The organism is Microbacterium songi (genome assembly GCF_042747925.1).
GTDB lineage: Bacteria > Actinomycetota > Actinomycetes > Actinomycetales > Microbacteriaceae > Microbacterium.
This window is the reverse complement of sequence record NZ_JBHZIE010000013.1, coordinates 56,607-75,819: the sequence shown is the minus strand read 5'-3', so window position 1 is coordinate 75,819 and position 19,213 is coordinate 56,607. Positions and strand designations below refer to the sequence as shown.

Here is a 19,213-nt window from a genome sequence, read left to right as displayed (position 1 = left end):
CACGAAAAATCGGTTCCCCAGAAACCCATTGTTCTTATTCCCCAGTCGGGCTGAGCCCGTGACACGCGAAGGATATTGATCCTGTTCCGACCCCATATCGGAACATTGCCCCAGCAAGATCTCCGTAGAACGGGATCCTTCGCTGCTACCTACTGTAGCGGGAGATTCCGTGGCTGCAAACGGTGCACGTTAACAGTTCGTTTCATCTTGTTCACCGAAAGTTGTCCGCCGACACGGTTTTCCGGCTGTTGCGTGCACCGCCGCTAACCGATCATGCCGATCAGCGCGTCGACGCCCATGCCGTAGTTGATGCGCTGCACCGGCAGTGCGAGCTTGTCGGTGCCGATCGAGACGTAGCCCGGCTCGATCGTGCGGGCCATCTCGAAGCCGGCCTGGGCGACGCCCTTCTTCGACGTGTCGTCGAAGTGCCCGAACGGATAGGCGATGACCTCTTTGACGCCGAGGACGGACGCCGAGGTCTCGAGGTCAGCGGCGATCTGATCGGCGGGCAGATTCACCATCTCGCCCTTGCCGTTCGCGCCGGCCTTGTGCATGTCGTGGGTGTGCGAGCGCCGCAGCACGTAGATGTTGGGCGCCGGGTCCTGCCGGTAGGCGGTGATCATGAACGATGTCGTGAGCAGCTTGTACTTGTCGACGACCGGCGCCGCGAGATCGAACCACGTCTGGTCGGCATCGTCATCGGTGATGATCACCGAGTGATTGGGCAGGTAGAGCTTGCCGTCGATGAAATCGCCGAGTTCGCGCCACGTCGGCAGGTAGAAGCCTCCGGTCGCGATGTGGTTCATCTGCGCGTCGAAATCGCCGATAAAGGCGTAGTTGCCCCGCAGCCAGCCGCTCTCGCCCTCGGGCTTGGTCGTGAACTGGTGGTACATCAGGATCGGGACCTTCGCCTTCTCGGCGACGTTCTCTTCGGGCGACTTCCACGCACCCGTGAGGGTGATCTGACGATCGGTGCACGCGACGGCGCGCGAACCGTTGACGCGCTGCGTGATGGTGAAGGCCGCGGCATCCGCCGGCGTCGTGTACCAGCCCGCGAAGACCGCCCCCTCGCGAGCGGGCGAAGGAAGATGCGCGTACGGCGTCCCCTGCGTCTCGAGCACCGGAGTGTCGGAGATGCCGTCGCCGGCGAACGACACGGCGCAGACGTTCGGGTCGTCCACGCGCGCGAGCAGAAGCTCGGCGTCACTGCGCGGCGTGAACTCCGGGTCGGGCGTCGGCGTCGCGACGGGCGATGCCGGAGCGGATGCCGCGGCCGGCATCGGGCTCTGCATCAGCGTCGGCACCCAGACGAAGGCGCCGACGACCAGCAGGACCATCGCCGCCGCCGAAGCGAGGACGGCGAACAGGCGCCGACGTCGCCGGGCCCGAAGCGAGGGACCCCGTCGCTGTCGTCGCGATTCGCTCATGCCCGGCCTCCGTCGGTCCTCCCCGCCATCTCTGCGGTCCGCTCCGATCATAAACGTCCAAGACGGCCCTCCCGGGTCCACAGTGTGGTAGGCCACGCGCCGCGGCACAGCGGAGCCGCGCGGCGAGAAGGGGTGGGTCGCGGCCGGTTAGCCTGGGACCATGGCGACGACGCGTGCGACTCTGGTGCTGATCATCGCGGGTGTTCTCGCGCTCGCCGGATGCACGGCGGCGCCCGACGCCTCGCCGACGAGGTCCCCGTCGGCGGGGGTGTCCGCGACGGCGACGCGCGTGCCGACGTCGGCCGCGCCGCAGGCCGGAGCGTCGGCCTCACCCGAAGCAGGCGCCACCACAGCGCCGCAGCCCGCCCCCGAGCCGGGATCACCCGAAGAGGCGGCCAGCGCCTGCGCCCCCATCCAGGCCGCGGTCGAGCCGTACATCGGCGGTCTGACCCTGCGCGAAGGCAGCGGAGCGGTGGAGTCGGGGCAGTCCTGCGGATGGCAGACCGGGGGAGAGACGGATGCCGCGGCCCCGCGCGCCGTCGAGGTCATCGTGTCGTCCGATACGTCCGAGCAGCTCAGCCCCGACGATCTCGCCTCCGCGGGGTTGGACGAGGTGCCGGATGCCGCGATCGAGGCCGCCGGCGGCACCGCGTACACGACCGAGGTGCCGGAGGGCGAGGCATCCGTCATCATCACCATCGTGTCGATGCCGGATCGTCAGATCAGCATCACGGGCGGGAACTGGGACGGGTACCCCGTGCTCGACGGACCTGCCGCGGTCGCCGTCGCGAAGACCCTGCTCGGGATCTGACGCGCCGGCGGCGCGTCGAGAACAGGCGCGCGGCCGCAGACGGGCGGATGCGCGGGAGACGTCCTGTCTTACGGCAGATCTCCGGTGCGCGGTCAGGCGGTGGCGCTCTCTGCGCGCACGCCGGCGGCGGGCAGGATGACGTCGTCGATCGTCGCGACGAGGAAGTCGCGCGTGACCGGTTCGCCGAGCATGAGGACCCGGTAGGCCATCATGGCGGGGCCGATCATGCAGAGGGTCTCGAGGTCGGCGTCGGCGTCGACCTCGCCGCGGGCGATCGCGCGGCGGAAGATGATGCGATTCGCGGCGGCGCGCGGCTCGACGAGGGCCTCGCGGGCGGCGGAAGCCATCTCGGGCGAGCGCGCGATCATCGACACGATGCCGGCCATCACCTTGAGCTTGCGCTGGCTGTCTTTCATGCTCGGCGACTTGATCATCGCGACCAGGTCGCCGCGCAGCGTGCCGGTGTCGGGCGGCGAGGTGAAGTCGGCGCCCCCGGACTTCATGCAGGCCACGGCCTCCAGCACCAGTTCGGGCTTGGACGCCCACCGGCGGTAGAGCGTCGCCTTGCCGGCCTTGGCGCGGGCGGCCACCATCTCGATCGTCATGCCGTCGTACCCGGTCTCGGCGAGGACGTCGAGCGCAGCATCCAGGATCTCGGGATCGCGCGTGTGATCGCGTTTGCGTCCGAGCCGAGGTTTGTCGTCGATGAGGTCGGTCTGCGTCATCGCGGCCACCTCCCTTTCGCTCCCGAGGAACGTTACCAGCGGGTAAATTCCTGAACCATGTAGATCCGGAACTCAAGAGTACCGTATATAGTCATCGTCATGTCTTCTTCACCCACCCTCGCGACGGACAATCGTCGCTGGATCACGCTCGTCGTGGTCGGGCTCGCCCAGCTGATGGTCGTTCTCGACGCGACCGTCGTCAACATCGCCCTTCCCTCCGCGCAGGCCGATCTCGGATTCTCGGACGGTCAGCGCCAGTGGATCATCACCGCTTACTCACTCGCTTTCGCGAGTCTGCTGCTGCTCGGTGGCCGGCTCTCCGACCTCCTCGGGCGCAAGCGCACGTTCATCATCGGCCTGATCGGATTCGCGATCGCCTCGGCTCTCGGGGGCGCCGCCGGCTCGTTCGAACTGCTGGTCGCGGCCCGTGCCCTGCAGGGCGTTTTCGGGGCCCTTCTCGCTCCCACGGCGCTCGCCGTGCTCACCACGACCTTCACGATCCCGAAGGAGCGCGCCCGCGCGTTCGGCGTCTTCGGCGCGATCGCCGGGGCCGGCGGCGCAGTCGGACTGCTGCTCGGTGGCGTCCTCACGGAGGCTCTCGACTGGCGCTGGAACCTGTACATCAACGTCGTCATCGCCGCCTTCGCCCTGATCGGCGCCATGATCTACGTTCCGCACATCACGCGCACCGGTCCGCGACCCAAGCTCGACGTGCCGGGAACCCTGCTCATCTCGGGCGCGCTCTTCGGCCTGGTGTACGGGTTCTCGAACGCCGAGACCGACGGCTGGGATTCACCGCTCACGTGGGGGATGCTCGCGGCCGCGGCCGTGCTGCTCGTCGGGTTCGTGCTGTGGCAGCGCCGTGCGGAGCATCCGCTGCTGCCGCTGTCGATCGTCCTCGATCGCAACCGCGGCGCCGCGTACCTCTCGGTGATGATCGCCGGCGCCGGCATGTTCGGCATCTTCCTGTTCGTGACCTATTACCTGCAGCTCACGCTCGGCTACTCGCCGATCCAGACCGGGCTGTCCTTCCTGCCCATGATCGGGATGCTGGTGCTCGCCGCTCAGCTCGGGACGAACATCTTCGTGCCGCGCTTCGGTCCGAAGATCCTGGTGCCGGTCGGCATGCTGCTCGGCGTCAGCGGGATGATCTGGCTCACGTTCCTCGACGCGTCGAGCACGTACGCCGCGAACGTCATGCCGCCGCTCATGCTGATCGGCTTCGCGATGGGCACGATCATGCCCGCCTCGATGCAGACCGCGACCCTCGGCGTCGACCGTCAGTTCGCCGGCGTCGCGTCGGCGATGGTCAACACGAGCCAGCAGGTCGGCGGCTCGATCGGCACCGCGTTGCTGAACACGCTGGCGGCCACCGCCGCCGCGGACTACCTCGCGTCGCACACGCCGGTCACCCCGGAGGTCGGCGTGCAGGCGGCGATAGCCAGCTACGCCACCGCCTACTGGTGGGGCGCCGGGTTCTTCGCGCTCGGCGCCGTCGTCTCGGCACTCCTCTTCCGCCGGCGCGGGCACGGGCTCTCGCTCTCGCACACGCCGTCGGAGGCGACCGAAGCCCCGACCGAGCCGGTCATCGCGCACTGAGGTCTCGGTGCCCTCGCCTGACGCGGACGCCGTCAGGCCCGCGCTGTCGTCTCGTGGGCGGCGGCCCACGAGGCCAGCAGCCGCAATCGCTCGGCCGACGGTGAGCCCGGTTCGGCGGTGTAGATCATCAGGACGTGCCCGGGCTCGGCGGTGATGGACAGCTCTTCATAGGCGAGGATCACTTCGCCGACCACTGGATGCTGGAAGCGTTTGGTGCCGGAGCCGTGGGTTCGCACGTTGTGCGCCGCCCACAGTGTGCGGAAGACATCGCTGCGGGTCGACAGCTCTCCGACGAGGTCCTGCAGCCCCTTGTCGTGCGGATCGCGGCCCGCCTCGGCGCGCATGATCGCGACGCACATCTCGGCGAAGAGGTCCCAGTCGGGGTAGAACTCCCGTGAGGCCGGATCGAGGAACTGGAACCGCGCGAGATTGGGGACGCGGCCGCCGTCGCCGATGAGCGGCGAATAGAACGCACGTCCGAGCTCGTTGGTCGCCAGGATCTCCTGACGCGGATTGCGGACGAAGGCGACGCCGTCGGTGATCGAGCTCAGGGCCCACTGCAGGCTGAGGCGGGAGGCGGCGGGCTTGCCCGCACGTCGCCGCGACCGCCCCGACGTCGGGATGCCGTCGGCCGCACGGGCGAGATCGAGCAGATGCGCGTGCTCGGTGTCGTCCAGCTGCAGTGCGCGCGCGACGGCATCGATGACAGACGCGGACGCCCCGGCGATCGCTCCGCGCTCGAGCTTGGCGTAGTACTCGACGCTGACTCCGGCGAGGCTCGCCACCTCGCTGCGGCGCAGGCCGTCGACGCGGCGGTTCGGGCCCGCGGTCAGACCCGCAGCGTCCGGAGTCACCCGCGCTCGCCGCGTCATGAGGAACTCGCGCACCTCGGCTCGATTGTCCATGCCTCGAGCGTAGGACGGCGGCCGCCCATGAGGGATGCCCTGCCGGTACACCTCTCCGCAGGGACTCCCTGCGCGGGCGCGGGGCGCGCACAGTGGGTGTCATGCCTACGAAATCGACGCCGCGCTCGCGGCCGACGCTCGGCCGGCCGCTCCCCACGCTCCTGCTGCTGCTCACCGTGTTCGGGCCCATCTCGATGGACCTCTATCTGCCCGCGCTCCCGCAGCTCGCGATCGATCTCGGGGCGATGACGTCCGTCGCCCAGCTGACCGTCACCGCGTGCCTGATCGGCCTCGCCGCCGGTCAGCTGATCGCCGGACCGATGTCGGACCGATTCGGCCGGCGCGGCATCCTTCTCGTCGGCATCGTCGCCTACCTTGCAGCCTCGGTGCTGTGCGCGCTGAGTCCGACGATCGAGCTCCTCGTGCTCGCCCGCGTCGTACAAGGACTCGCCGGCGGTGTCGGCATCGTCATCGCCCAGGCAGCGGGCCGCGACATCCACTCCGGCGGAGCGCTCATCCGCTTCTACGGGCGACTTACCGTCGTCGGCGGGCTCGCCGCGATCGTGGGCCCGCTCCTGGGCGGGGTGCTCAGCACGGCGACCGACTGGCGAGGACTCTTCTTCTTCCTCGCGATGGTCGGTGCCGGCATCCTGATCATCACCCTGGGAGTGTTTCGAGAGACGCTGCCCGTCGAGGACCGCACGTCGGGCGGACTCGCGCACACGCTCAGCGATTTCCGCGTGCTGCTGCAGGACCGGGTGTTCGTGGGGGCGATCCTCAACCAGGGCTTCCTCTATGCCGCGCTCTTCGCCTATCTCTCCGGCTCGACGTTCGTCCTGCAGGACATCTACGGCCTCTCGCCGCTGGGCTACGCCCTGGCATTCGGGGTGAATTCCGCCGGGTTCATGGTGTGCGGATTCCTCGCCGGCCGGTCGGCCGAGAAGTGGAGCGTGCGCGGGACGCTGGCCGTGGGGATCGCGGTGGCGTCCCTGGGCGGTGTGGGCCTCCTCGCATCCGGTCTCACCGAGATGCCGCTCTGGGTCGTGATCGTGTCGCTGTTCGCCCTGGCGAGCGGCGTGGCCGTCTCATCGCCGCCCGCGACCACGCTCGCGCTGGTGGATTACCCGAAGATGGCCGGCACCGCGTCCTCCCTTCTGGGAATGGTGCGCTTCGGCTTCGGCGGGGTGGCCGCGCCGTTGGTGGGCGTCGCCGGCGCCACGAGCATCCTGCCTCTCGGTGTCGTCACGACCGTCGCCGTGATCCTCGCCTCCGCGGCGTTCGTGATCCTCGTGCGCCGCCGTCCCGTCGACGCCCTCGATGCGCTGCCGAGCGCAGCATCCGAAGACCAGACCCCCGCCGTACGGCTACCCACCAGCTGAACAGCACAACGAAGGAGACACCCACATGCGTGGAGTCATCATGCACGCCCCCGGAGACGTCCGCGTAGAAGACCGCGACGACCCGACGATCATCGAGCCGACGGACGCGATCATCCGCCTCTCCGCGACCTGCATCTGCGGCTCCGACCTCTGGCCCTACCGCGGCGCGGAGCCCGCAGACCACATCCCGATGGGCCACGAGTACGTGGGCGTGGTGACCGAGATCGGGGCGGAGGTCTCGACGGTGTCCGTCGGCGACTTCGTCGTCGGATCGTTCTTCGCCTCTGACAACACGTGCGAGATCTGCCAGGCGGGCTATCAGTCTCGCTGCGTGCACGCCGAGGTCATGGGTGCGGTCGGCACGCAGTCCGAGTTCGCGCGCATCCCGCTGGCCGACGGAACGCTCGTCGCGACCCCCGGTCAGCCCGACGCCGACCTCATCCCATCCCTTCTCGCGGCATCCGATGTGCTCGGCACCGGCTGGTTCGCGGCGGTCGCGGCCGAGGCGGGACCTGGCAAGACCGTGGCTGTGGTGGGAGACGGTGCGGTGGGGCTGCTCGCCATCCTCGCGGCGAAGCAGCTGGGCGCCGAGCGCATTATCGCGATGTCACGTCACGCCGACCGGCAGGCCCTCGCACGGCAGTTCGGCGCCACGGACATCGTCGAGGAGCGCGGCGACGACGGCGTGGCCCGGATCAAGGAGCTCACGAACGGCCTCGGCGCGCACTCCGTGATCGAGGCGGTCGGCACGCAGGAGTCGATGATGCAGGCCATCCACGCGACACGGCCGGGCGGGCACGTGGGATACGTCGGCGTCTCGCACGACGTGTCTCTCGACGGGCTCGAGCTGTTCTTCTCGGGTGTCCACCTTCACGGCGGGCCCGCGCCGGTGCGCCGCTTCCTTCCCGAGCTGATCCAGCTCATCTGGGACCGCGCGATCGACCCGGGAACGGTGTTCGACCTCACGCTCCCGCTCGAAGACGCTGCCGAGGGCTACAAGGCGATGGACGAGCGTCGTGCCACGAAAGTCCTGCTCACCGTCTGACCCGTGCTCACCGACTGAGCCGAAACCGAAGGAGAACACATGAACATCGAACCGACCGCCCCGACCGTCAAGAACCCGCCCACCCAGTTCGCCGGCGACGTCTGGGTCGACGTTATCGCCGCGCCCCACGATGCTGACCAGCGGATGTCGGTGGCGGTGGTGCGATTCGCGCCCGGAGCGCGCACGGCGTGGCACGCGCATGCGCGCGGCCAGTTCCTGCGTGTCACGCAGGGCGTCGCCCGCTTCGGCGATCGCGACGGCAACGTGATCGAGGTGCATCCCGGGCAGACCCTGTACACCCCGCCCGGACAGGACCACTGGCACGCGGCGGCCGGAGACTGCTTCATGGAACACATCGCGATGCTCGAGAGCGCGGACGACCCCGCCGCCACCACGGTGTGGAAAGAGCACATCACCGACGAGGAGTACATCGGCGCGCGGGCCGATCGCTGAGGAACCCGGCGCCGCGTCACGCCGACCATGCGCTCGTCGGGTCGACGAGCGGTCCACCTATGAAAGGTATGAGCATGACCGAACAGTCCTCCGCCCAGCGCATGCTGGGCGGTTTCGCCGACAAGCTCGTCGCCCTCACCGACGACGTCCTGTTCGCTGACGTGTGGGAACGCTCCGAGCTGGCCCCCCGCGACCGCAGTCTGATCACGATCGCGGCTCTGGTGGCCGGAGGGAACACGGAGCAGCTCTCGTTCCATCTCGACCTCGGCAGGCGCAACGGGCTCACCGAGGCCGAGCTCGTCGAGGCGATCACCCATCTCGCGTTCTACAGCGGGTGGCCGCGGGCGATGTCCGCGATCACCGCCGCCCGAACGGCGTTCGCATCTGATGACGGCGCCGGGGGGTGACGACCCGCGGGGCGAAGGGTCGCGGTGCATCGGGGGCCTGGAGTGCTGCGGGCTTCGTCGGCCTGCTCGCGGCGCTCGCCGCGTGCGCGTCGGCGGCGCCCGAGTCGGGACCGGCGGTGTCTTTCGCGCCGACATCGAGCGAAGCATCCGTCCCCACTCCGACATCGCCGACGACGGCCGCGTCATCCGACTCCACGGAGGGGACGATCGTGCGCTTCACGTCGGCGCGCACCTCGGTCGATGTCGTGATGGGCGAGAGCACTCCAGCGGTGCGCGACTTCCTCGCGTCGCTGCCGCTCGAACTCAGCGTCGAAGACCTCGACGGTGCGGAGAAGATCGCGTACCTGCCCCGTGCTCTGGAGCACTCCGGATCGCCGGGCTCCGACCCGGAGGACGGCGACCTCATCTACTACGTCCCCTGGGGCAACGTCGGCTTCTACTACGACGCGACCGGCATCGGCTCCTCCGACGCCACGCTGCACCTCGGCACCTATGCCGCCGACCCCGATCAGCTCGCGCTCCTCGAAGGGGCCGTCTCGGTGGTCCTGGTCGGCTGAGCGGATGCCTCGACCTCCGTGGCGCCGGACACCTCGATACACGCGTGTCGGCGTGCGCGCCCGGGCAAAAGAAAGACCCTCCTCCAGTAGAAGCCTGGAGAAGGGTCAGTGGCTCCGACGGGCGTCGATCCCGTGACCTCACGATTTTCAGTCGTGCGCTCTACCAACTGAGCTACAGAGCCGCGCAGCATCCGATGTGGAATGTCGCGCTCGAGACGAAAGGCCCTTCTCGGACGAAAAGGGCCCGTCGCTCGAAGCGACCCTGACGGGACTTGAACCCGCGACCTCCGCCGTGACAGGGCGGCACGCTAACCAACTGCGCTACAGGGCCATGCGTATTCAGTTGTGGGTGTGTCGAGTGACCCCAACGGGATTCGAACCCGTGCTACCGCCGTGAAAGGGCGGCGTCCTAGGCCACTAAACGATGGGGCCGACGTGATCCCGAGGGCTCACTGTGCCGACGCTCAAGCATACGCAATCCCCCACGGATCCGCCAATCGGGGGCGCGTCCACCGGGGTATCCCGCGCGCAGGGGGGCAGGATGGGGCTGTGCTCTGCGACTGCGCGCGGCATCGGGGATCGTCCCATTCGTTGCGCCTGTGACTGAAGTTGCTAGTGTGATGGGTGTTGTGTCCGCCGAACGGAAGGGCCGAGGTGGAGTTCGAACAGCGCCAGACCACGGTCGATGCCTCCGAAGACTGCGGGTGCGCCCCCACCGTCGCGGAGAAGCGCGCTCTCTGGCCGGGGCTCTCCCGCCGGGCCGCTCTAGGCGTCGGTGCCATCGGTCTCGCCACCATCGGAGCGATCGGCACCCCGTTCATCTCCCGTGCGTTCGCCGCCGACTACCCCTCGTGGGACGACGTTCAGGCTGCCAAGGCCAATGAGGCGGCGAAGGCGTCGGAGGTCTCCAAGATCCAGGGACTGATCCAGTCGCTGAACGCAGAGGTCGCGCGCACGCAGGCCGAGGCCCAGCGCACCTCGGACGTCTTCTACAACGCCCAGCAGGCCTACTTCGACTCGGCGCAGCGCGCCACGAGCCTCCAGGAGCAGGCCGACACGCAGGCGGCGGCAGCGACGGATGCCGCGAACAAGGCCGGCCGCGTCGCCGCTCAGCTGTATCGCAACGGCGGCGATGACACGTCGATGAAGCTGTTCTTCTCGGGGTCCGCTGCATCTGCCGACGACCTCCTGGCGCGCCTCGGCACGATGGACAAGCTGCTGTCGCAGAACCAGGCCGTCTACAACGACGCGATCAGCGCCCGCAACTCGGCGCAGAGCCTGAGCGATCAGGCTGTCGTCGCCCGCGACGAGCGCGACAAGCTGCAGAAGGAAGCCGAAGCGGCGATGCGTGCCGCACAGGATGCCGCGACCGCCGCGCAGGCGGCGCTCGATGCCCAGACAGCCAACCTCTCCACTCTCCAGGCTCAGCTCGCCGCGCTCCAGGACACGACGGCCAAGACCGTCCAGGAGTATCAGGCCGGCGTCGAAGCCGCCCGCATCGCGAAAGAGAAGGCCGAGGCCGAGGCGCGCGCCGCGGCTGCCGCTGAGGCTGCGCGCGCCCAGGCTGCTGCGCAGGCCGCAGCAGCGGCTGCCGCAGCGAGCGGTGGCGGTGGCGGCGGTGGAGGCGGCGGCGGAGGCGGCGGCGGCGGCGGAGGAACCGTCGCATCGGGCTGGGCCCGGCCGTCGAACGGTGCGCGCAGCTCCGGGTACGGGCCGCGGTCCGTGCAGTGCGGCAACACCTACTGCTCGAGCGGTTTCCACCACGGCGTCGACCTCGCCAACTACTGCGGGTCGGGTATCTTCGCCGCCCACGCCGGCACGGTCGTCTACTCCGGGTACAACGGCGGGTACGGCAACTACATCAAGATCGACCACGGCGACGGCACCGGTTCGGGATACGGCCACATCGTCAACGGCGGCCTCTATGTGCGGTACGGCCAGCGCGTCAACGCGGGCGACCTCATCGCGGCCGAGGGCAACACCGGCAACTCGTTCGGCTGCCACCTGCACTTCGAGATCTACGTCAACGGACCGGACGTCAACCCGATCACGTTCATGGCAGCGCGCGGCATCTACGTCTGACCCTTCGGCACCTCACGCTGGTCCGGGCGTGAGCTTCTGCGCCCAGCCTGAGCTTCCGCCCGTGAGGGAAAGCCGAGGGCGGACCACCGACGCCGTCGCGTCGAGGCCCGCCCCACGGCATCCGCTCAGACGGTCTTCGGCGACTCGCCCTCACCCTGCGTCTTGGTCTCGCCCTCGTGCTCCTGGAAGCGGGTGTAGGCCTCGGCGACGAGACGCTCGGCTTCGCCGGCGCCCGCCCACTCGTCGACCTTGACCCACTTCTTCGGCTCGAGGTCCTTATAGTGCTCGAAGAAGTGCTCGATCTCCTTGCGCGTGAACTCGGGGATGTCCTCGACGTCCTGCACGTGGTCCCAGCGCGGGTCCTTGGCGAGTACCGCCACGAGCTTGTCGTCGCCGCCGGCCTCGTCGCTCATCTTCAGCACGCCGACCGGTCGCACACTCACCATGACGCCGGGATACAGGTCGTAGTCGAGCAGAAGGAGCACGTCGAGCGGGTCGCCGTCCTCGCCCAGGCTGTTGTCGAAGAAGCCGTAGTTCGTGGGGTAGCCGAACGCGGTGTAAAGGATGCGGTCGAGGAAGACGCGGCCCGTGCCGTGGTCGACCTCGTACTTGACCCGGCTGCCGCGGGGGATCTCGATGACGGCGTCGTATGCGCCCATGCCTGTGCTCCTCTGTCGTGGGGGTGCCGGACACGGCGTTTTCCCGGGTCCGGATGCCGCCGACCAGCCTATCCGGTGGCCCGTACCCGCAGTTGTCGTCCCCCACTTCTGAAGAACGCGACCCCCACAGCGATCACCTCGCGAAATCACGCGGGGTCGCTGCGGTGGGTCCGACGTTTCTCAGAAGTCGGGGACGCCCAGGCGGCGATACCGTAGAGCCGTGGACCCGCGCCCCAGCCTCGACCCTGCCGTCGCCGCGGTACGACTCGCAGTCCGCCAGGCGCTCGCGCCGTTCGCGGCACCCGCCGTGCCCGAGACCGCGCCCGCCCACGACACCGCACCCGCCGTGCCTGAGACCGCGCCCGCCCGCGATACCCCACCCGCCGTGCCCGAGACCGCGCCGGCCCGCGACACCGCACCCGCCTCCGACGCCCCGGGCACCGGTCCTATCGTGCTCGTCGCCCTGTCGGGCGGCGCCGACTCGCTCGCGCTCGCATCGGCCGTCGCGTTCGAGGCGCCCAAGCGGGGGTTGCGCGTGACGACGATCACGGTCGATCACGGTCTGCAGGCCGGCTCGGCCGAGGTCGCGGCGCGCGCCGCCGCCCAGGCTGCGGCCATGGGTGCCGACACCCTCGTCGCGACCGTCGACGTGGGTGAGGGCGCGGGCCCCGAGGCATCTGCCCGCGCGGCTCGCTACGCCGCCATCACGGATGCCGCGGCCGACGTCGGCGCCGTGGCGATCCTGCTCGGCCACACACTCGACGACCAGGCCGAGACCGTCCTGCTCGGGCTCGCGCGAGGGTCGGGATCGGCGAGCCTGCAGGGGATGGCGGCGACGTCCGATCTCGACGGCATCCCGCTGCTGCGTCCGCTGCTCGGCGTCCGGGGCGAGACGACGCGCCTCGCCTGTGCGGCCCAGCACCTTCACCCTTGGGACGACCCGCACAACACGGACCCCCGCTTCTCCCGCGTGCGCGCGCGGCAGCGGGTGCTCCCGGTGCTCGAGGCGGAACTCGGTCCGGGGATCGCCGAGGCGCTGGCGAGAACGGCCGAGCAGCTCCGAGAGGACGCGGACGCGTTCGACGACATGATGAACGAGACGATCGAGGACATCGTCGAGCATGCCGAGGCGGGCATCTCGGTGTCGGTTCCCGCGCTCGCCGCGAATCCCGCGGCGCTCCGCCACCGCATCATCCGGCACGTCGTGGCGAGCGAGTTCGGAGAAAGCCTGACCCGGGCGCAGACCCTCGAGGTCGCCCGGCTGGTGACCGAGTGGCGGGGGCAGGGCCCGATCGATCTGCCGGGATGCCGTGCCCGGCGCCTCGGCTCACGACTGGAGTTCGTCGCCCGCGACGCCGAGGCCGCGCTCGGGGGCTGAGCTCGAAAGGCCCCGGGACCCGGCAGCCGCTCGCTCTAGAGTGGGACCATGCGCGCGACGGACATCTCGGCCGACCTCACCTCGACCCTCTTCACCGAGGAGGAGATCCACGCGAAGCTCGACGAGATCGCGGCACAGGTCGCGATCGACTACGAGGGCGAAGAGCTGCTGCTCGTCGGCGTCCTGAAGGGCGCGGTCATGGTCATGGCCGATTTCGCCCGCGCGCTGCCGATGCTCGTGCCCATGGACTGGATGGCCGTCTCGTCGTACGGCGCCGGCACGCGCTCGAGCGGCGTCGTGCAGATCCGCAAGGACCTCGACACCGATCTGCACGGCAAGCACGTGCTCATCGTCGAGGACATCATCGACTCGGGTCTGACCCTCAGCTGGCTGCTCGAGAACTTCGCCTCCCGCGGGGCCGCGTCCGTCTCGGTCTTCGCGCTGCTGCGCAAGCCCGCGGCGATGAAGGTGCACGTCGAATGCCGGTACGTGGGTTTCGACATCCCCAACGATTTCGTCGTCGGCTACGGCCTCGACTACGACGAGCGCTACCGCAACCTGCGCGACGTCGCGGTGCTCGCTCCGCACGTCTACAGCTGAGAGGACGGATGCCTCGGCCGGCGCCGTCGGCCGAGGCATCCGTCGCCCGCACCGTGTGCTGTACGCCGTGGGCGAATGCACAGTCTGGCCATAGCCCGCGCGTTATACCCTGAATCATCGCGCTCGCGCGACTCGTCGACGAAAGGGAACGGGCGTCGCCCGCACCATGGATTTCAAGAAGATCACCCGAAACCCGCTCATCTATGTGCTGCTGATCGGGATCCTTCTGATCGTGGGCTTCTCGCTCATCTCCAGCCTCGGCGGAGCCAAGCAGATCTCCACGCAGGAGGGTCTGCAGCTGCTCAAGGGCGACACGGTGACCGAGGTCACCAACACCGACGGTGACCAGCGTGTCGACATGAAGCTCTCGTCTCCGTACGAGGGCTCCACCGACGTGCAGTTCTACTACGTGACGGCTCGCGGCGCCGAGGTGGTCGACGCGATCAACGCGGCCGACCCGAAGGACGGGTTCGACGACGCCGTTCCGCGCGCCAGCTGGTTCGACGGCTTCCTGTCGCTGATGATCCCGATCCTCCTGCTCGGCCTGCTCTTCTGGTTCCTGATGTCGAGCGCCCAGGGCGGCGGCAGCAAGGTGATGCAGTTCGGGAAGTCGCGCGCGAAGCTCGTCTCCAAGGAGTCACCGACCGTCACGTTCGCGGACGTCGCCGGCTCGGACGAGGCGATCGAGGAGATGCAGGAGATCAAGGACTTCCTGAAGGACCCCACCAGGTTCCAGGCCGTCGGCGCCCGCATCCCGAAGGGCGTGCTGCTGTACGGCCCTCCCGGAACCGGCAAGACCCTCCTCGCCCGCGCGGTCGCCGGTGAGGCCGGCGTGCCCTTCTACTCCATCTCGGGCTCCGACTTCGTCGAGATGTTCGTGGGCGTCGGCGCGAGCCGCGTGCGCGACCTGTTCAACCAGGCCAAGGAGTCCTCCCCCGCGATCATCTTCATCGACGAGATCGACGCCGTCGGCCGCCACCGCGGTGCCGGCATGGGCGGCGGCCACGATGAGCGAGAGCAGACGCTGAACCAGATGCTCGTCGAGATGGACGGCTTCGACCCCAAGGTCAACGTCATCGTCATCGCCGCGACCAACCGCCCCGACATCCTCGACCCGGCACTCCTGCGGCCCGGCCGCTTCGACCGTCAGATCGGCGTCGACGCCCCCGACCTCAAGGGGCGCAAGCGCATCCTCGAGGTGCACGGACGCGGCAAGCCCCTCGCCGACGGCGTCGACCTCGAGGTCGTCGCCCGCAAGACGCCCGGCTTCACCGGCGCCGACCTCGCGAACGTGCTGAACGAGGCCGCGCTGCTGACCGCGCGCTCCAACGCGCAGCTGATCGACAACCGCGCCCTCGACGAGGCCATCGACCGCGTCATCGCCGGTCCGCAGCGCCGTACGCGCGTGATGAAGGACAAGGAACGTCTCATCACCGCGTACCACGAGGGCGGTCACGCGCTCGCCGCGGCCGCGATGAACAACACCGACCCCGTCACCAAGGTGACGATCCTGCCGCGAGGCAAGGCGCTCGGCTACACGATGGTGCTGCCCCTCGACGACAAGTACTCCATCACCCGCAACGAGCTCCAGGATCAGCTCACGTACGCGATGGGTGGCCGCGTGGCCGAGGAGATCGTGTTCCACGACCCCACCACGGGCGCCTCGAACGACATCGAGAAGGCGACCTCCATCGCCCGCAAGATGGTCACCGAGTACGGGATGACGATGGATGTCGGACCCATCAAGCTCGGTTCCTCCAGTGGCGAGGTCTTCATGGGCCGGGATATGGGCCACGGGCGCGAGTACTCCGAGCGGGTGGCGGAGCAGATCGACCAGCAGGTGCGCGGGCTCATCGAGCAGGCGCACAACGAGGCGTACCAGGTGATCAACGAGAACCGCGACGTGCTCGACCGCCTGGCGCTCGAGCTGCTCGAGAAGGAGACGCTCGACCACCTCGAGCTCGCCGAGATCTTCTCCGACGTGCGTCGCCTGCCCCCGCGCCCGCAGTGGCTCTCGAGCAGCGAGCGCCCCGTGTCGGAGCAGCCTCCCGTCGAGGTGCCCCGTCGTCGCGAGGAGGCGGGCCTCGCCGCCTCCGTCGAGGCCGACCCGCAGACCGAAGCCTCGAAGGAGCCTCGCCGCCGGCCCTCCGGGCAGGCACGTCCCGCGACCGCGTAGGCTCGGCCACATGGCCGTGGATCATGAGCGCGTCGCCGCCCTCGTGCGCGAGCTGCTCGAGGCGATCGGTGAGAACCCCGATCGCCCGGGGCTGAGGGAGACTCCGGAACGCGTCGCATCGGCGTACGGAGAATTCTTCTCCGGTGTGGGAGCGGATGCCACCGCCCCGCTGGCCCGGACGATCTCGGTATCCCGCGGGCCGGCACCCGACACCCTCCCGTCGGGTGCGGTGATGCTGCGCGACATCCGCTTCCGCTCCGTGTGCGAGCACCACCTTCTGCTCTTCCAGGGCCGGGTGCACATCGCGTACCTGCCCGGCGAGAAGGTCGTCGGCCTCGGCGCGCTGCCCAAGGTGGTCGACATCCTCGCGTCGCGCCCGCAGGTGCAGGAGCGCCTGGGCGAGCAGATCGCCGACGCGATCGCGGGTTCGCTCGATGCCCGAGGCGTGCTGGTCGTCATCGATGCGGTGCACGGTTGCGTCTCGATGCGCGGGGAGCGTCAGCCGGATGCCTCGACCCTCACGATCGCCGCGCGGGGCGAGCTCGCCGAGCCTGCCGCCCGCGCCGAGCTGATCGCGCTCCTGGGGGCGCCGCGCTCATGAGCACCGTCATCATGGGGATCGTCAACGTGACCCCCGATTCCTTCAGCGACGGCGGCCGGTATCTCGACGTCGACGCCGCCATCGCCCATGGTCTGCGTCTGCGCGCGGAGGGCGCGGACCTGCTCGATGTCGGCGGGGAGTCCACCCGGCCGGGTTCGCAACGCGTCGACCCTGCGCTCGAACAGGAGCGCGTGCTGCCGGTCGTGCGGGCTCTGGCGCGCGAAGGTGCCGTGGTCAGCATCGACACCATGAACGCGTCGACGGCGCTGGCCGCGGTCGGGGCCGGTGCCCGCATCGTCAACGACGTGTCGGGTGGGCTCGCCGACGCCGGCATGCTGGCCGCCGTCGGTTCCACCGACGCTGACATCGCCCTCGGTCACTGGCGTGGCCCGTCCGCCGACATGTACGCCCGTGCCGAATACGACGACGTCGTGCGCGATGTCGTCGGCGAGCTCACCGACCGGGTCGCCGCGGCCGCGGCCGCGGGCATCCCGCCCGCCCGCGTCATCGTCGACCCGGGGATCGGCTTCGGCAAGCGCGGTGCGCAGAACTGGGACGTGCTGCGCGGACTGCCCCGCCTGGTGGCGCTCGGACCCCGCGTCCTGGTCGGCACCAGTCGCAAGAGATTCCTCGAGGACGCGTTGGGGACCGCGACGCCGGTCTCCGACCCGCCGAGCGCCGACGCACCGCGCTCCGGACAGGAGCGTCGCGACCTCGCCACCGCCGTGACGAGCGTGCTCGCCGCGCAGGCGGGCGCCTGGGCCGTGCGCGTGCACGATGTCTCGACCACCCTCGACGCCCTGCGCGTCGCCCAGCTCTGGCAAGGAGACGCGCGATGGACATCGCAGACCGGATCGCGGTGAGCGGCATCCGTGCCCGAGGCTTCCACGGTGTGTACCCCGATGAGCGCCGCGACGGGCAGGACTTCGTGGTCGACGTGGTGATGGACCTCGACACGCGGCGAGCCGCCGAGACCGACGACGTGCTCGACACGGTGCACTACGGCGAGGTGACCGAAGCGGTCGCGGCGGTCGTGAGCGGCGACCCCGTCGATCTGATCGAGACGCTGGCGGCGCGCATCGCCATCGCGGTTCTGACGTTCCAGCTGGTGGAGGCGGTCACCGTGACGGTGCACAAGCCGGATGCCCCGATCCCGGTGCCGTTCGCCGATGTGACGGTCACGATCCACCGGCGACGGGAGCAGCAGGCATGAGCCGCCGGCTGGCCGAAGGCTTCTCGGGGGATGCCCGCCGGCACGACCGGCAGCCCGTCGCGGCCGTCGTCGCGTTGGGCGCGAACCTCGGCGACCGGGCGGCGACGCTCGCCGCGGCCGCGGATGAGCTGCGCGCACTGCCGCTGACGACCGAGGTGCGGGTCTCGACGCCGGTCGAGTCGGTCGCCGTGAAGCCGGAGGGACCGGATGCCTCGGCCCCGGCCTACCTCAATGCGGTGGCTCTCGTCACGACCCGTCTCGCGCCGTCGGTGCTGCTCGGGTTCCTGCATGCGATCGAGTCGTCGCACGGACGCGAGCGGCGTGAGCGGTGGGGTGACCGCACCCTCGATCTCGACCTCATCGCGTACGCCGATGTACGCAGCACCGGACCCTCCCTGCTGCTGCCGCATCCTCGCGCCGGGGAGCGCGAGTTCGTGCTCGTGCCCTGGCTCGAACTCGACCCCGACGCGGAGCTACCCGGGCGAGGACGCGTCGACACGCTGCTCGCGCACCTGAGAGGCGCATCGTGAGACGCACGAGTCCCGGCATCCTGATCATCGCCGCCGTCATCGGCGTCGTGCTCGGCTTCCTCGCCGATCTGACCCTCACATCGCTCGGTCGTCCGACCTTCACCCCGGTCGTCACGCTGCCGATCCTGCTGGTTCTGCTGGGCGCCCTCGTCGTGATCCTCGCGATCCCCATCCGCCGGGCCACGCGCGGTGCGCGGCAGGATGCCGCCGGGGGAGCGCTGCGCGACCGCGTGATAGCCGCCCCCGTCAACCCGTTCCGGGCGCTGCGCATCGCGATGCTCGCCAAAGCGTCGAGCATCGTGGGTGCCGTCGTCGGCGGGATGGCGGCGGGGCTGGCGGTCTTCCTCCTGACCCGACCCGTCATGCCGTCGGTAGGCTCGTTGAGCATGCTCATCGCGACGATCGTGGCCGGCGTGCTCCTCGTAGCAGCCGGGCTCGTCGCCGAACACCTGTGCACCATCCGGAAGGACGACGATGACGAACAGCCCGGAGGCACCGACCCCGGCCGCCGCCGCGACGCCGGAGGGCGCGAGCCCCGAGACCCGGACTCCGGAGACCGGGACGCCGGAGGCTACGGTCACTGACCCGGCCTCGTCCTCGTCGCCGGTTCCCACCTCGAGGCCGGTTCCCACCTCGTCGCAGGATCCCACCTCGTCGCAGGATCCG

At 69.6% G+C, this 19,213-nt stretch carries 20 protein-coding genes and 3 tRNA genes; 16 read left to right on the top strand and 7 right to left on the bottom strand.

Annotated features, from left to right (window positions below):
* Nucleotides 1-263 precede the first annotated feature (263 nt).
* A complete protein-coding gene (locus ACFM35_RS15855) occupies nt 264-1,427 on the bottom strand; it encodes a polysaccharide deacetylase family protein (protein WP_378843819.1) in 1,164 nt (387 codons plus the stop codon).
* A 160-nt stretch (nt 1,428-1,587) separates the two neighbouring features.
* Between ACFM35_RS15855 and ACFM35_RS15850 the strand changes: the two genes are divergently transcribed.
* The gene (locus ACFM35_RS15850) at nt 1,588-2,238 is read left to right on the top strand and encodes a hypothetical protein (protein ID WP_378843817.1); all 651 of its coding nucleotides are present in this window, start codon (nt 1,588-1,590) and stop codon (nt 2,236-2,238) included.
* 92 nt (nt 2,239-2,330) lie between these two features.
* Here ACFM35_RS15850 and ACFM35_RS15845 read toward each other — a convergent pair whose 3' ends face one another.
* Complete coding sequence (locus tag ACFM35_RS15845) at nt 2,331-2,963, bottom strand: TetR/AcrR family transcriptional regulator (protein WP_378843815.1); 633 nt, start codon at nt 2,961-2,963, stop codon at nt 2,331-2,333.
* 99 nt (nt 2,964-3,062) lie between these two features.
* On the opposite strand from ACFM35_RS15845, the gene ACFM35_RS15840 reads away from it, so the two are divergent.
* The gene (locus tag ACFM35_RS15840) at nt 3,063-4,562 is read left to right on the top strand and encodes an MFS transporter (protein ID WP_378843813.1); all 1,500 of its coding nucleotides are present in this window, start codon (nt 3,063-3,065) and stop codon (nt 4,560-4,562) included.
* Nucleotides 4,563-4,594: 32 nt separating this feature from the next.
* On the opposite strand, the gene ACFM35_RS15835 is transcribed toward ACFM35_RS15840, so the two are convergent.
* Nucleotides 4,595-5,467 carry a helix-turn-helix transcriptional regulator gene (locus ACFM35_RS15835; RefSeq protein WP_378843811.1) on the bottom strand — a complete coding sequence of 291 codons (873 nt, stop codon included), beginning with the start codon at nt 5,465-5,467 and terminating at the stop codon, nt 4,595-4,597.
* A 101-nt stretch (nt 5,468-5,568) separates the two neighbouring features.
* On the opposite strand from ACFM35_RS15835, the gene ACFM35_RS15830 reads away from it, so the two are divergent.
* The 5 genes from ACFM35_RS15830 (at nt 5,569) to ACFM35_RS15810 (ending at nt 9,308) form a co-directional block, all read left to right on the top strand.
* Nucleotides 5,569-6,846 carry a multidrug effflux MFS transporter gene (locus tag ACFM35_RS15830; RefSeq protein WP_378843810.1) on the top strand — a complete coding sequence of 426 codons (1,278 nt, stop codon included), beginning with the start codon at nt 5,569-5,571 and terminating at the stop codon, nt 6,844-6,846.
* Between the two features lie 25 nt (nt 6,847-6,871).
* Entirely contained in the window at nt 6,872-7,891 is a 1,020-nt protein-coding gene (locus ACFM35_RS15825; RefSeq protein ID WP_378843808.1) for a zinc-dependent alcohol dehydrogenase family protein, read from the top strand.
* A 39-nt stretch (nt 7,892-7,930) separates the two neighbouring features.
* Nucleotides 7,931-8,344 (top strand): (R)-mandelonitrile lyase, encoded by a 414-nt coding sequence (locus tag ACFM35_RS15820; protein ID WP_378843806.1) that lies wholly within the window; start codon nt 7,931-7,933, stop codon nt 8,342-8,344.
* Between the two features lie 74 nt (nt 8,345-8,418).
* Complete coding sequence (locus ACFM35_RS15815; protein WP_489672266.1) at nt 8,419-8,751, top strand: carboxymuconolactone decarboxylase family protein; 333 nt, start codon at nt 8,419-8,421, stop codon at nt 8,749-8,751.
* A complete protein-coding gene (locus ACFM35_RS15810) occupies nt 8,748-9,308 on the top strand; it encodes a cyclophilin-like fold protein (RefSeq protein WP_378843802.1) in 561 nt (186 codons plus the stop codon). Before ACFM35_RS15815 ends, ACFM35_RS15810 begins: the two co-directional genes overlap by 4 nt.
* A 109-nt stretch (nt 9,309-9,417) precedes the next feature.
* Here the strand turns inward: ACFM35_RS15810 and ACFM35_RS15805 are convergent.
* From ACFM35_RS15805 to ACFM35_RS15795, 3 genes are all read right to left on the bottom strand, one after another.
* Nucleotides 9,418-9,490: transfer RNA gene (locus tag ACFM35_RS15805), tRNA-Phe, on the bottom strand.
* Between the two features lie 75 nt (nt 9,491-9,565).
* Nucleotides 9,566-9,639, bottom strand: a tRNA-Asp gene (locus tag ACFM35_RS15800).
* Between the two features lie 28 nt (nt 9,640-9,667).
* A tRNA-Glu gene (locus ACFM35_RS15795) sits at nt 9,668-9,740 on the bottom strand.
* A 222-nt stretch (nt 9,741-9,962) separates the two neighbouring features.
* On the opposite strand from ACFM35_RS15795, the gene ACFM35_RS15790 reads away from it, so the two are divergent.
* Complete coding sequence (locus ACFM35_RS15790) at nt 9,963-11,390, top strand: peptidoglycan DD-metalloendopeptidase family protein (protein ID WP_378843800.1); 1,428 nt, start codon at nt 9,963-9,965, stop codon at nt 11,388-11,390.
* A gap of 125 nt (nt 11,391-11,515) precedes the next feature.
* On the opposite strand, the gene ACFM35_RS15785 is transcribed toward ACFM35_RS15790, so the two are convergent.
* On the bottom strand, nt 11,516-12,049 hold the full coding sequence (locus ACFM35_RS15785; protein ID WP_378843798.1) for an inorganic diphosphatase: 534 nt from the start codon (nt 12,047-12,049) through the stop codon (nt 11,516-11,518).
* 346 nt (nt 12,050-12,395) lie between these two features.
* Between ACFM35_RS15785 and tilS the strand changes: the two genes are divergently transcribed.
* From tilS to ACFM35_RS15745, 8 genes are all read left to right on the top strand, one after another.
* On the top strand, nt 12,396-13,427 hold the full coding sequence (gene tilS, locus ACFM35_RS15780) for a tRNA lysidine(34) synthetase TilS (protein WP_378843846.1): 1,032 nt from the start codon (nt 12,396-12,398) through the stop codon (nt 13,425-13,427).
* A gap of 48 nt (nt 13,428-13,475) precedes the next feature.
* Complete coding sequence (gene hpt / locus ACFM35_RS15775; RefSeq protein ID WP_378843796.1) at nt 13,476-14,027, top strand: hypoxanthine phosphoribosyltransferase; 552 nt, start codon at nt 13,476-13,478, stop codon at nt 14,025-14,027.
* Nucleotides 14,028-14,193: 166 nt separating this feature from the next.
* The gene (gene ftsH, locus ACFM35_RS15770) at nt 14,194-16,203 is read left to right on the top strand and encodes an ATP-dependent zinc metalloprotease FtsH (RefSeq protein ID WP_378843795.1); all 2,010 of its coding nucleotides are present in this window, start codon (nt 14,194-14,196) and stop codon (nt 16,201-16,203) included.
* A gap of 10 nt (nt 16,204-16,213) precedes the next feature.
* Nucleotides 16,214-16,804: a GTP cyclohydrolase I gene (gene folE / locus ACFM35_RS15765; RefSeq protein ID WP_378843793.1), complete on the top strand. Its 591-nt coding sequence runs from the start codon at nt 16,214-16,216 to the stop codon at nt 16,802-16,804.
* Nucleotides 16,801-17,667, top strand: coding sequence for a dihydropteroate synthase (folP, locus tag ACFM35_RS15760; protein ID WP_378843791.1), 867 nt, complete (start codon nt 16,801-16,803; stop codon nt 17,665-17,667). The genes folE and folP overlap by 4 nt, the downstream gene beginning before the upstream one ends.
* Nucleotides 17,640-18,017, top strand: coding sequence for a dihydroneopterin aldolase (gene folB / locus ACFM35_RS15755; protein WP_378843789.1), 378 nt, complete (start codon nt 17,640-17,642; stop codon nt 18,015-18,017). Before folP ends, folB begins: the two co-directional genes overlap by 28 nt.
* Nucleotides 18,014-18,547 carry a 2-amino-4-hydroxy-6-hydroxymethyldihydropteridine diphosphokinase gene (folK, locus tag ACFM35_RS15750; protein WP_378843787.1) on the top strand — a complete coding sequence of 178 codons (534 nt, stop codon included), beginning with the start codon at nt 18,014-18,016 and terminating at the stop codon, nt 18,545-18,547. Before folB ends, folK begins: the two co-directional genes overlap by 4 nt.
* Complete coding sequence (locus tag ACFM35_RS15745) at nt 18,544-19,131, top strand: DUF3180 domain-containing protein (protein ID WP_378843785.1); 588 nt, start codon at nt 18,544-18,546, stop codon at nt 19,129-19,131. Before folK ends, ACFM35_RS15745 begins: the two co-directional genes overlap by 4 nt.
* The last annotated feature ends 82 nt before the right edge of the window (nt 19,132-19,213 follow it).